At 70.9% G+C, this 12,542-nt stretch carries 10 protein-coding genes; 6 read left to right on the top strand and 4 right to left on the bottom strand.

The window, feature by feature from the left end; translation table 11 throughout:
- Positions 1 to 39 precede the first annotated feature (39 nt).
- From JKP75_RS09700 to JKP75_RS21090, 3 genes are all read right to left on the bottom strand, one after another.
- On the bottom strand, positions 40 to 996 hold the full coding sequence (locus tag JKP75_RS09700) for a hypothetical protein (RefSeq protein WP_200491625.1): 957 nt from the start codon (positions 994 to 996) through the stop codon (positions 40 to 42).
- A 62-nt stretch (positions 997 to 1,058) separates the two neighbouring features.
- Entirely contained in the window at positions 1,059 to 1,700 is a 642-nt protein-coding gene (locus JKP75_RS09695; RefSeq protein ID WP_200491626.1) for a hypothetical protein, read from the bottom strand.
- A 703-nt stretch (positions 1,701 to 2,403) separates the two neighbouring features.
- A complete protein-coding gene (locus JKP75_RS21090; RefSeq protein ID WP_051515995.1) occupies positions 2,404 to 2,640 on the bottom strand; it encodes a helix-turn-helix domain-containing protein in 237 nt (78 codons plus the stop codon).
- Between the two features lie 1,080 nt (positions 2,641 to 3,720).
- Between JKP75_RS21090 and JKP75_RS09685 the strand changes: the two genes are divergently transcribed.
- Positions 3,721 to 4,608 (top strand): alpha/beta fold hydrolase, encoded by an 888-nt coding sequence (locus JKP75_RS09685; RefSeq protein ID WP_040339455.1) that lies wholly within the window; start codon positions 3,721 to 3,723, stop codon positions 4,606 to 4,608.
- Between the two features lie 510 nt (positions 4,609 to 5,118).
- Here the strand turns inward: JKP75_RS09685 and JKP75_RS09680 are convergent.
- Positions 5,119 to 7,257 (bottom strand): MMPL family transporter, encoded by a 2,139-nt coding sequence (locus JKP75_RS09680; RefSeq protein WP_207147026.1) that lies wholly within the window; start codon positions 7,255 to 7,257, stop codon positions 5,119 to 5,121.
- Between the two features lie 211 nt (positions 7,258 to 7,468).
- On the opposite strand from JKP75_RS09680, the gene JKP75_RS09675 reads away from it, so the two are divergent.
- The 5 genes from JKP75_RS09675 (at position 7,469) to JKP75_RS09655 (ending at position 11,936) form a co-directional block, all read left to right on the top strand.
- Complete coding sequence (locus JKP75_RS09675) at positions 7,469 to 8,371, top strand: IS982 family transposase (RefSeq protein WP_200491628.1); 903 nt, start codon at positions 7,469 to 7,471, stop codon at positions 8,369 to 8,371.
- A gap of 85 nt (positions 8,372 to 8,456) precedes the next feature.
- A complete protein-coding gene (locus JKP75_RS09670) occupies positions 8,457 to 9,089 on the top strand; it encodes a TetR/AcrR family transcriptional regulator (protein WP_166518255.1) in 633 nt (210 codons plus the stop codon).
- A 209-nt stretch (positions 9,090 to 9,298) separates the two neighbouring features.
- Positions 9,299 to 9,634, top strand: coding sequence for a hypothetical protein (locus JKP75_RS09665; RefSeq protein ID WP_040339453.1), 336 nt, complete (start codon positions 9,299 to 9,301; stop codon positions 9,632 to 9,634).
- A 74-nt stretch (positions 9,635 to 9,708) separates the two neighbouring features.
- On the top strand, positions 9,709 to 10,230 hold the full coding sequence (locus tag JKP75_RS09660; RefSeq protein WP_051515993.1) for a MarR family winged helix-turn-helix transcriptional regulator: 522 nt from the start codon (positions 9,709 to 9,711) through the stop codon (positions 10,228 to 10,230).
- A gap of 77 nt (positions 10,231 to 10,307) precedes the next feature.
- On the top strand, positions 10,308 to 11,936 hold the full coding sequence (locus tag JKP75_RS09655) for an MDR family MFS transporter (RefSeq protein WP_200491629.1): 1,629 nt from the start codon (positions 10,308 to 10,310) through the stop codon (positions 11,934 to 11,936).
- The last annotated feature ends 606 nt before the right edge of the window (positions 11,937 to 12,542 follow it).

Below are 12,542 nucleotides of genomic sequence, written 5' to 3'. Positions count from 1 at the left end.
CAGGTCGGCCAGGTGCGTGGGCGTGGTGGGCCGGTAGCGTCACGTCTGCTTCTTCTGGTCCCAGTAGCGGATGCGGCAGCCCTCGACGTCCAGTCCGCCGCAGGTCGTGTCCAGCAGCGCACCACGCCGCACGGCCTGGATGAGCAGGTGACGGAGGATGAGCCCGTCCAGCGTGGGGTCCTGCCCGGTGCTGACGGCGACCCCGTAGACCTCGAGGAACTCTTCCTCGGTCAGCGACCGGGAACCGGCCTCCTGCCGCGGCGGCAGCTTGAGCTTCGCGGCCGGGTTGGCCTTCACCTTGTCGTCGTCGCCGAGCCAGCCGAACATCCAGCGGCTGGCCTGCAGGAACTGCTCACGGGCGCCGCGGCCGTCGCTGTGCAGCAGCGGCCGGCCGGCCTGCTCGCGCTTGACGTTGCGCGCGACGGTGCGCTTGAGGCCGCGCCGCTGGGCCCACCACGCGGCGTCGGACAGGGTGCTGCGGGCGACCTTCTTGACCGGCATGTCCGGCACGCCGACGTAGCGGACGGCGCAGTCGGTGTGCATCTCGTCGTCGGGCATGGCGCAGACGTCAGCGTGGCCGTCGACGCCGCCCGGGCACGGGCAGGGGCCAACCGCGCACGCCGGGCACGGGCAGGGGCACATGCCCGGCAGCCCGTCGACGAGCAGCTGCAGGTAGGGCGCCCACGTCTTCTCGCTGCGCGGCAGGTCCTGACGCATGGCCCTCACGGCGTCGGCGACGGCCAGCCGGACCGTGTAGGCCTTCTTCGACACGTCCGCCGGCGGAAGCATGACCTCGACGACGTCGGGGTCGAAGCCCTGCCCGATGAGGCTGGCGCGCATCGCCTCCCGGGTGGTCGTGGCCGCGTCGACGCTCCTGCTCTTGTTGGCCTTCTTGGCCGGCTTGGCGGCCCGGTCGGCCTCGCGGCGGGTGGCGCGGCTGTCGGTCTCCTCGGGGTCGGGCAGGGCGCCGTCGTGCGGGGCGGGGATGGTGGTCATCGGAGGTCTCTCCTGCGTTGCGGCGGCACCGGTCGTGCCGCGGGCACCGGGGAAGGTGCCGGTCAGCCGACGATGCGCAGTCGCCCGCCGGAGCCGGTGGCGAGGCCGGCATCCGCCTTGCTGGCCTGCGGGATGACGGCGGCGTCTTCGGGGCGGGCGATGTCACCGGAGGCGGCCGCGGCGGGGCGCCGGAGACCGTCGAGCAGGCCGGTGACGCCGGCGTCGACGCGGCTGGCCGCGGTCAGGGTGACGGTGCGCCGGTCGCGATCGAGGACGGCGAGGACGTCGGCGCCGTCGGCGATGCCGGCCTCTCGGCGCACGCCGGCGGTGACGGTGAGCCGGCCACGGGCATCCAGGGGAAGGGCGTTGGTGGCGTAGTTCGGACGCGGCTGGTCCGGGCTTCCGGGCAGGTACACGGTGACCAGCGCGCCGTCGCGCTCGGCGGGGAGCCTGGTGGCGGCGTCGACGTCGACCGGCAGCTGCAGCCGGCCCTTGGCGTCCAGGGTGCGCATGAGCGTGGCGCTGCTGGCGGCGGCCATGTCGACCGACTGAGCCCAGATGCCGGACAGGTCCACGTGGGGACGGCCGTCGGCGCTACCGGCGCCGACGGCGACGGCGACGGCGACCAGGGTGAGCGCATCGGCGGGTGCCCGCTCACCGGCACTCCGGAGCAGCGCGCCGAGGCCCGTCCACGAGGACGGCACACCGGTCAGGGCGGGGGAGGCCTGCCGTCCGGTGGCCGGCGACGGGGTCGTGCCGCCGCCAGCCCCGGGGCGGGGGAGGGAGTGGGCGGGGGGGGGGGTGAGGGGGATTCGGCTGCTCGCCGGCGGGCGGCCGGGGGGGGGGGGGGAGCGGGGTTCGGCATGGACCGACCCGTCCCGGGCGATCCGGGTTGGGCAGTCGCGGCCAACAGCCGTTGGACCACTGCGGCGTCGGAGACGTGATCGGCCGGGGCATTGGGACGGCGATCGGCCGGCTTCGGCGGGATGGTTGCCGTGCCTGGGCCGCCCGGGACGGTGGCCGTGTGTGGATCGAGAGGGACCTGGTTCAGGTCTGGGAGGTGGGCATCAGCCCACTTCTGAGTGTCCGAGGGGGGACTTGAACTCCTGTCCTCGGTTCAGCATCTAGGTACGTCACGATGCTCTGAACTGGGCTTTTGCCTTGCGTCAGAGACGCCCAGACGACCCAGGTTCGCATCCAGATACCCCTAAATCCACGGGCAGCAGTATCACGCGGAGTATCACGAGGCGATCCTTCGCGGACCCGACTTCCGATCGGTCGGCCAGCTCAGGTCAACGAGTACGCCATCCCACGCAGACGATGCGCTGTCAGCTGGGCGGCGACTTGTCGGTACGGGGCCGCTAGGCGTCCTCGTTGCGATCAGCTGGGTCGTTGTGGAGTGCGCGGCTAACGACTACCAGCAGTGGTGTCGTTCGGGCCTCCGACAGCGTCGTCGACTGCCACGCCGAGGACGGCCAGCAGGGGTAGGCGTGGGATCAGTAGTCGTCGACCCAACCGGACCACCGGCAGCTCGCCGTTCTCGATGGCCCGGGTAACCGTGCGGACGTCGACACCGAATACCGAGGCCGCCTGCGCGATCGTCACAACGGCGGAGCCGCTGGCCCTGAGGTCCTCAAGGTTCACCGCGGTCCCTCCCTACGAGCGATGACGTCGGGCTGGATCGGGAGCGCCTTAGGACCGCACCCGTCCGTGCCGGAGGCCCGACGGATGGTCGTCTTACAGCCGGCCCCGAGCAGGCACACCGCCTCCTCCGGCGTCAGCAGCAAGGGACCGGCGCCCAGCACGTCGCGGAGCAGTTGCGCATCGCCCATGTCGCTATCCTCCGGAACTGTCCCGCTCCGCTGCCACGGCCCGAACCGTGCTGGAGCGGTTGCTGCCTGCTGCCTGCTGCCTGCCGTCCAACGATCGCGAACGAGGCTCCAGAAGTTCTCTCGTTCCAGTGCACGGCAGCACCGCCCGCCCGCCGTCATCCGACAGGCCGGCGCCTCGGATCCGTCTTCTGCTACCGGAGGATCCCCCCGGAGAAGTACCGGAGGTCAGCCTTGAGTACGGGACATCGGCTACTGCCCGGGCGCGTCAGTAGTGGGGCGCCCTTACGGACGGCGCACCGAGCTCGACCGTGCGGTCCCGCCCGCATGACCCCCCGGCCAGCGGGCCGTCGCCGATGCAAGTAGGGCACTCACAGGGCGGCCGGAACGTGCGGACCAGCTGGGGCAGGCCGACGGCCAGGTGAGGGTCAATGGGTCGCGCCGCCGCCGGGAAAGGGCCACCGGTGGCGAGTCCTGCATCCCGCTGGACGACACAACCCGCGCCGTCGGCGCCGAGGCCGGCTGGCTGATGGACGACGTACCCCGGCCGGGAACCGGATCCACGTGCGCCGCACCGCCAACCTGGACACCGGCGGAACGATCCACGACATCACCGACCGGCTGCCCCCGGGGAATGCGCTCCGTCGGCCCCGATTGCCGGGGCCGACTACATCGCCGCAGCTCAGGTCCTTGCTGTCGTGACGTCCACCGTGACAGGCCGCATCCGTCGCTAGCTCGTCCTGCGGCACGGTCGGTGACGAGAGGTGGGCGTCGCTACTCACCGGTTCGCGGCCTCCGCTTGACGGAGTTCGGCTGGTCGTCGCAGCGAGGCACCCGCCGCCGGATGACCGGTTTAGCGGGGATAGCCTGCCGTGGCGCATCGGAGGAGGATCCATTGGAGCACCACGATCCATCGCCGGAGACGGCAACCACCCCCCGCTGGTTCTCGGCGGCGCTGGCCTCGCGCCCGGACCACGTGGACGTGGACGTGGACGGCTGCGCGATCCACCTCCGCTGCTGGGGGGACCCGGCGCTCCCGGGCCTGGTGCTGGTGCATGGCGGCGCCGCTCACTCCGGGTGGTGGGATCACGTAGCTCCCTTCTTCGCCGGCGAACAGCGGGTGGTGGCGCTCGATCTGAGCGGGCACGGCGACAGTGGTCACCGTGAGCACTACGACATGACTCTGTGGGCGACCGAGGTGATGGCTGCGGCGGCCGCCGGTGGGATCACCCGGCCACCTGTGGTGGTCGGCCACAGCATGGGCGGCTGGGCGGCGGCAACCACAGGTGTCCAGCACGGCGAGCGACTCGCCGGCGTCGTCATCATCGACTCGCCCTTGAACGACCAGCCCCCGGAGGAGAAGGGAATCCGCCACCGGATGCGGCCGCGGCGGGTCTACCCGACCCTGGAGGAGGCGGTGGCCCGCTTCACCACGCTGCCGCGCCAGGACGTGATGCTCCCCTTCATCGCCCGGCACATCGCGGAGCAATCACTCCGGCAGGTGGAGGGTGGCTGGACCTGGAAGTTCGACCCCGCGATGTTCGGCCAGCGCGCGTTGATGCGGGAACTGCTGCCCGCCCTACGCTGCCGGGCCGCACTCCTCCGGTCCGAGTTCGGGTTGGTCCCGCCGGCGATGGCGGTGCGGATGGAACAGTTGCTACCCGTGGGGGTTCCGGTGATCGAGCTGCCCGACGCGGGACATCACCCGATGCTCGACCAGCCGTTGCCGTTGGTCGCAGCCCTACGCACCCTTCTCACGTCCTGGACCGCAGCGGCCCGCTGAGATCGGCCGCCGCTCTCAGCGGCGCACCACCCGGAGCAGTGCTGCCGGGGCGAGGTGTCCGGTGCCCCTGGCCGATCGTCGGACTCCGCCTCCGTCCACCCTCTACCGGGTCCCCGTCGGCGAGGTCGGGGACTGGTTGTAGTGCCCATGAGGGTTGTTGACGGCGTCGGGGGCTGGACCAATGGGGAGACCTCCGAGCGAAGGTGTGGGTGCTGACGCCGCACCGATCTTGCGAAGGTCCCATGTCCCTTCTGCGTCCCTCATTGCCGAATGGACGGCGTACCGGGGCGGCAACGATCACGGGCGACGCTCACCGGGCCGGTCCGTACGCCGAACCGACGGCAGTTCGGCCAACGGGATGAGCGTGAGGCGTCGGTGGCCTCCCGGAACTCCTTCCCCGACTCGTGGCCCCTGCTGGACCGGCTGGTGGAGCGAAACGCGGTATGGCGACGCTGGGAGGGCTGCTCCTCCATCTCCGGAAGCGGCCCTCCCAGCTGTCGCTCAGTGAGCTCAGCGACGGGCGTCGGCGAGCTCGCGGTCAGGCGCCGGGGTGTGGCGTTCCAGGGTCGAGCCTTCGATGTCCACGTTCGGCAGCCCGCGGTCCAGCCAACGGGGCAGATACCAGGCGCTGCGACCCAGCAGTGTCATGACCGCAGGGACGAGCGCCATCCGGACGACGAAGGCGTCGACGAGGACGCCGAAGGCGAGGGCGAACCCGATGCTCTTGATGGTGGCGTCCGGGCCGAGGACGAATCCCGCGAACACCGACGCCATGATCAAGGCTGCGGCCGTCACGACCCGCGCGCCGTGACGGAAGCCGCCGATGACGGCCTCACGCGGCTCGGCGCCGTGCACGTGCTCCTCCCTCATCCGGCTGACCAGGAACACCTCGTAGTCCATCGCCAGGCCGAACAGCAGTCCGATGAGCAGGATGGGCAGGAAGCTCACGATCGGCCCTGTCGAGGCGACGCCGAGCAGTTCGGCCAGCCAGCCCCACTGGAACACGGCGACGAGGGCACCGAAGGTGGCCGCAACGCTCAGGAGGAAGCCGAGCGTTGCCTTGAGCGGCACCAGGATGGAGCGGAATGCCACCATCAGCAGCAGCATCGCCAGGCCGACGACCACCGCGAGGAACAGCGGGAGTGCATCGGCCAGCTTCTCGGAGATGTCGATGCCGAGCGCGGTGTTGCCCGTGACGGCGAGCTCGGAGCCGGTCTGCTCCCTCAGGCCGGGACGGAGGTCGCGGATGTCGCCGACCAGATCCTCGGTCGCGGCCGCGGACGGCCCCTCGCTCGGGATGACAGTGATGGTTGCCGTATCGCCGGCCGGGTTCGGCCGCGGCGGTGCCGTGGTCGCCACGCCGTCGAGCGCGGCGATCGCCTCAGCAGTGGCGACGAAGGCAGTGTCCGGCGCCTCGGCGTCCGTAGCGTCCACGACCACGGTGAGCGGACCGTTGAAGCCGGGCCCGAAGCCCTCGGCCAGCAGGTCGTAGGCCTGCCGCTGAGTGGCCTCCTCCGACAGGTCCCCGTCGGTGGGCAGCCCCAACCGCAGGTCCAGGGCCGGCAAGGCGATGACCCCGAGGCCGATGACGGCAGCGAGGACGACGGGTACCGGTCGGCGGGTGACGAAGCGCGCCCACCGCGTGCCCCAGGACTCCGTCGTGGCCAGTGCTGCCTGACGGCGCCGCAGACCAGGCACCGGCCAGCGGCTGAACCGATCGCCGGCGAAGCCCAGCATGGCCGGCACCAGGGTCAGCGCGACCAGGACCGCCACGCCGGCCATGCCGGCCGCCACGAGACCCATCGTGGTCAGGAACGGGATGCCGATGACGGCCAGCCCGGCCAGGGCGATCATGACGGTCAGCCCGGCGAAGACGACCGCACTGCCGGCGGTGCCGACCGCTCGCCCCGCCGCCTCGCGGGCCGGCGTGCCCGTCGCCAGCAGCTCCTTGTGCCGGATGATGATGAAGAGCGCGTAGTCGATCCCGACCGCAAGCCCGATCATCAGACCGAGGGTCGGTGTGGCGCTGTCCAAGTCGACGACGGCCGAGAGGGCTTGGACCGCGGCCATGCCGGTGGCCACGCCGATCAGGGCGGTCAGGAGCGGCAGGCCCGCGGCGAGCAGCGTGCCGAAGGTGATCGCGAGGACGACGAGGGCGACGACGACCCCGGCCGCCTCGGCGATGCCCTGCTCGGGTGCGGCCTGGGTGGCCTCGCCGCCGAACTCCACCTGGAGCCCGGCGCCCCGGGCGCCCTCTCCCACGTCGAGAAGGTCGGCTCGCGCCTCGTCGGTGATGTTGTTGGGCTGCACCTCGTAGACGACCGTGGCGTAGGCGGTGGTCTGGTCCGCCGAGACGCCGCGGTCCTGGAAGGGGTCGCTGACCTCGGTCACCTGCTTCGCCTCCGCCGCGGCGGCGAGCGTCTCCTGGATGGCGGCGCCGATCTCCGGATCGCTCACCGTCCGACCTTCGGGAGCGCGGAAGACGATGCGGGCGGTGGCGCCACCCGCCGCGCCGTCGGGGAAGCGCTCCTGCAGCGTCTCCAACGCGGTGACCGACTCGACGCCGGGGATGGAGAGCTGAGCGTCGGCATCCTTTCCGACAGCGCCGGCCAGGCTGCCGAGCGCGACCAGGGCGAGCACCCAGGCCATGAGGACTGTCTTGCGACGGTGGAAGGCCCAGCGTCCGAGACGGTGGAGGAAGACGGCCACGTGTGGTGCTCCGGAGGTCAGGGGGGGCGGTGAGGGGGACCGGCATCGGTGACTAGCTAATCGGCTAGAGGCTACTAGATGAGTGAGTCCGATTGGCCGGGGCGCGTGTCGGTCCACCGATTGAGGAGCGGAGGGTGCCAAGACCGAGGTTGTGAGCAACGAACTCAACACCCTCCTGACGGCACTCTACGTAGAACTCGATGACCGCGTCTTGCCCCGGCTGGGCTGCTCGCGGGCACACCGGCGCGGCCGCAAGCCGGCACTGACCGATGCCGAGTTGCTGTGCCTGGTCGTGGCCCAGCAACTGCTGGGCGTGGCCAGCGAGCGGCGCTGGATCCGGTATGCCTGCACGCATCTGACCGGCATGTTCCCGCACCTGCCGGGGCAGTCCGGATACGGCAAACGGCTGCGCGCGGCCGGACCGCTGATCGCGTCGGTGATCACCGAACTGGCCCGCGACACCGACTCCTGGCACGACCTGCTGCGGCTGGTGGACTCCACCCCGCTGCCGTGCGCGGCCTCCCGGGAGACGGTCAAGCGCTCGGACCTGGCCGGACATGCCGGCTACGGCTTCTGCGCCAGCCACTCCCGCTTCTTCTGGGGGTTCCGGCTGTACCTGATCTGCACCGCGGAGGGCATGCCCATCATCTGGGGCCTGGCCGACCCCAAGATCGGCGAACGCGAAGTCACCCAGGCCCTGCTGGAACACCAACACCACCTCATCCGTGCCGGACAGGTCATCCTCGGAGACAAGGGCTTCGCCGGACGGGAGTTCGAGGCCTTCGTCCATGACGAACTCGGCGCCCACCTCATCCGTCCCGACCGCAAGGACGAGCCGGCCCGGCACGGCAAGCTAGCCCGCTGCCGGCAGTGGATCGAGGCGGTCTTCGACACCCTCAAAGGCCAGCTCAGCCTCGAAGACCACGGCGGGCGCACCCTGGCCGGGGTCTACGCCCGCGTCGCCGCCCGCCTGCTCGCCCTGGCCACCGCCATCTGGCACAACTGGCAGATCGGAGCCCCGATCAAGCGCTCCCTGATCGCCTACGACAGCTGACGATCAAACGGACTCACTCATCTAGCCATGCGGCTAGTAGCGCCGTGGGCCGTGGGGCACACGGGCTGATGGCTACCCTGACGTGGTGACCAGCCCGCAGCTCGCGACGTCGGCAGCAGGTAGCCCGACATCGGCTCCCCGCACTCCTGGGGCGCAGCGCGTGCTGGAGGCCGCCCTCGACCTGTTCGCCGCCCAGGGGTTCGACGGCACCTCGTTGCAGGAGATCGCGGATCGGCTCGGCGTGACGAAGGCGGCCGTGTACTACCACTTCCGGACCAAGGACGAATTGCTCCTCGCACTGGTCAGGCCGGCACTGGACGAGTTGATCCGACTGGTCGAGGCCAACAGCTCGAGGGAGAGCCGGCACCGGAGCCGGGGTATCGAGGTGGCCGGCTACGTCGACTACCTGCTGCGGCACCGTCGGCTGGCCGGGTACCTCGTCCGCGACGCCGCCGCCATGTCCAGACCTGCCGTCCTGGAACTCACGACGCGGCTCCGGGGCAAGGTGGAGTCGATGCTCCTGGGGGACGGGGCAGATGATCTGGGCGCGGTGTGGGGAGGCGCGACGCTGCAGGCGCTCACCGGGGCCTTGCTCGCCGCGCCGGCCGACGTCACCGAGGACTGGCTCCGCGAAGAGCTCACCGAGATCACCGCGCAGATGCTCGCCGGCTACCGCAAGGCAGTCCGTCGCCGGGGAGCCATGCTCTCCGTCGGGTGAGCCGGACCGCGGAACAGCCCACGTGCGGGGTCACCCGCTGAGTCCGCCCGCCTCGTGTCCGCACTCCATGCCGTGAGATGTGACGGGTGGCGAACCACCGCGCCTTCCAGGAGTCAGGACTGACAAAGGTCGGTATGACCCCCTCGGGCGACTAGGATCCCCTTCTTCCGTACGGGCGCCGTGGCCCCCGGGGACCGCGGCGCCACCGGTTGATCGGCGGCGACATGGACGGTGTCTCGTTCTCGGCCTGGCAAGCGCTGGATGCAGCGCTCTGGCGTCTGCTGGAGGAGACCCTGTCCGTCTTCACCTGGACGGCGGCAGCCGCATCATGTCTGGGGGCCGCGGCCTTGTCCTGCTACGGCATCTACGCCGCCGCCGGACACCTGCTCGGCCGTCGCCTCGGGCCGACCGAGCTCGTCGACAGCTTGCCTCCATCGGGAGTCGACGATCAGGTCGTGCACCGTGAGGCGGTGCGGGGTATTGCTGCCTTGGAGTCCTGGCTCGCCCAGGCGTCACCGGGATCGGTGGGCGACGACGATGCCTGATCGCGGCCGGGGAGGCTGCGGCGGACCAGCTCTGTGCGGCTGGACGCCGTACAGCAGCCGAGTATGGTTGGGACATGCAACCGGATCAGGGTGGGGTTGCCCTCGAGTCGCTGGAGCGCATTGAACAGGCGCTGACCCACCTCGTCCACCGAGCACAGCGCGTCCGGCTTCATACCGATGGGCCCGTACAGCTGCTGGACCGGAGCGCGTACACGATCCTCGGCCTCCTGAACGACGCGGGACCCATGCGCAACGGGGCGTTGGCGGCCCGCCTGCACCTCGACGCCTCGACGGTGAGCCGGCACGTGGCCGCCCTGCAGCAGGCCGGGCTTACCACGCGGGAGGCGGATCCGGACGACGGACGGGCCTGCCGGCTGCGACTGACGTCCGCCGGGCAGAGTGCAGTCGCGGAGACACGCCAGCTCCGCCGGAATGCCGTCCGCGAGCTGGTCGGCTCCTGGCCGACCGACGAACAGGACATGTTCGCGGCGCTGCTGGAACGGTTGAACGCGGATCTCGACGGCCTGGCCAGCGACGCAGCGCCTGGCGGACAGCCTGCCGACACGACTCGTGCGGAAGAGGTCGTGCGCGCGTGAGTTCTCCTGCTCCCCGTAACCCGCCTCCGGACTCCGCCGGCGGCGAGGGTCTGCCGCCGCTGGGGCACCGGCAGATCGTGACAGTGCTGGTCGGCCTCATGCTGGGCATGCTCGTCGCGGCGCTGTCGCAGACGATCGTGGCGACGGCGTTGCCGACCATCGTGGGGGAGCTCGGTGGGCAGGAACAGCTCGCCTGGGTGGTGTCGGCGACGCTGCTGACTTCGACTGCATCCACGCCGATCTGGGGCAAGTTGTCCGACCTCTACGGGCGGAAGATCATGTTCCAGTCCGCCATCGGGATCTTCCTGCTCGCCTCTCTCGCCTGTGGCTTCGCCCAGGACATGGCCCAGTTGATTGCATTCCGCGCGGTCCAGGGCATCGGCGCCGGTGGGCTGATGGCGTTGTCGCAGGCGATCCTCGGCGACATCGTCAGTCCGCGGGAGCGTGGTCGCTACCAGGGCTACATCGGATCGGTGTTCGGCATTGCCACCGTTGCGGGGCCCTTGCTCGGCGGGTTCCTCGTCGAGCACCTGTCCTGGCGATGGACCTTCTGGGTAGGCATCCCGATCGGCGTGGCCGCCCTGCTGGTCACCGAGCGGGTGCTGCGACTGCCGTTCCCGCGCAGCAAGCGCTCGATCGACTGGCTGGGCGCGTTCTTCATCGTGGGCTCGGTCAGCGCTCTGCTGCTGGTGCTGTCGCTGGGCGGCAAGGAGTTCGCCTGGAACTCCGCGTGGACCTACGCGCTCGCCGCCGCGGCGGCCGTCCTGCTGGCCCTCGCCGTGTGGCAGGAGCGTCGCGCTCGCGAGCCGATCATGCCGCCGCACCTGTTCGCGAACCACACGTTCGTCATCACAAGTCTGGCGGGCTTCGTCGTCGGCGTCGCCATGTTCGGGGCGATCGTCTTCCTGCCGCAGTATCTGCAGATCGTCAAGGGGCAGTCGCCGACCGCCTCCGGGCTGCTCACGCTCCCCTTGATGGTGGGCCTGCTCGGCGCCTCGATCGGGTCCGGGCGAGCCATCACCGCCACCGGCCGGTACAAGATGTTCCCGGTCGTCGGCCTGCTGCTGGCCGCCGCCGGGCTGGGACTCATGAGCCGGCTGGCCGCCGACACCTCGCTGGTCGTGGCCGGGGGGTACATGTTCGTCACCGGTGCCGGGATCGGGCTGGTCATGCAGGTCCTCGTTCTTGCCACCCAGAACGCCGTGGAGCGGAAAGATCTCGGCGTCGCGACCTCTGGTGCCACGTTCTTCCGCTCGCTCGGTGGCGCGCTGGGGGTGGCCGTGTTCGGCGCCCTGCTCACGCATCGCCTCGCCGACACCATCCCGTCCCGGCTCGCCGAGGCCGGCGTCCCGGCCGACAGGCTCGGGGGAGGGGCTCCGACGCTCGGCAGCCCTGAAGAGATCGGCGCGCTGCCCGAGCCGGTGTACACCGCGGTCATCACAGGCTTCGCCGATGCGCTGCAGACCACCTTCCTCGCCGCCGTCCCGTTCGCCTTGGTCGGTTTTCTCGTTCTGCTGTTCCTGCGGGAGACCCCGCTGCGCCGTCACCCGCAGGAGCAGACAAGCGGTGAAGACCTCGCCGAGGCCTTCGAGACGGCGGTCGTTCCGGACTCCGATCTCCGGCGCGGAACCGACGACGTCGCTCGCCCTCCTCATTCCGACACTCACGGCACGGCAGGCACGCAACCACCGAAGGCCCGGCCGTAGCGTTGTACGCCCGCGGCGGCCGCGACACGACCGCCTCCGCCGACCTCCGAAACGCGGAGGCCCGAGGGGTCATTCGGGTCGCAACCCCACCCGGTCGCGTGGGACAGCGGGGGCCGAAACCCTTCCTATTGCGGCGCCACGGGGCGACGATGGTTGCTGCGTGCAACGCCGGGAGAAGCGCCGACCGGCGGTGCTGTCTCACCCCCTGACGGCGCTGGACCCCTACGGAGTGGGGTGCGCGGTGGACTGCTATCTCAGAGGCACCCTGTATCTCCAGGCCGCTGCGATGTGGCTTCGGGCCGTGGCGCGGTTCCTGCTGTGGTGCCTCATGACTGGCGGCCTGGCCATGGGCACGTCGTGGGCAGGGCGTCCGGCGGTACTGACCAACTGGCTGGCGGCCGGGCCCCCGACCTGGCAGGGGCCGTGTCGCCGACAGGTCATGATCGCGCTGGAGGCGGCGCGGGGGTTCGCCGAGCTGGAGTCCTGGATGCGGGCCGGCTGTCCGCCACGGGCTGTTCGGCCGGAGCGGGACCGCACAGGGCCGCCGAAGACCTCTGACTGAGCGGCCTCAGGGAAAGGCTCAGTCCTGGGGTCGGTGCAGCCCTG

The sequence above is a fragment of the Blastococcus sp. TML/M2B genome, assembly GCF_016612865.1.
GTDB lineage: Bacteria > Actinomycetota > Actinomycetes > Mycobacteriales > Geodermatophilaceae > Blastococcus.
This window is presented reverse-complemented; position numbering and strand designations above follow the sequence as displayed.

Excerpts from the sequence above, each read along its gene's own strand:
- JKP75_RS09680 (WP_207147026.1), bottom strand. The coding sequence starts at position 7,257 with ATGGCCTGGGTGCTCGCCCTGGTCGCGCTCGGCAGCCTGGCCGGCGCT.
- JKP75_RS09700 (WP_200491625.1), bottom strand. The coding sequence starts at position 996 with ATGACCACCATCCCCGCCCCGCACGACGGCGCCCTGCCCGACCCCGAG.
- JKP75_RS09660 (WP_051515993.1), top strand. The coding sequence starts at position 9,709 with ATGCAACCGGATCAGGGTGGGGTTGCCCTCGAGTCGCTGGAGCGCATT.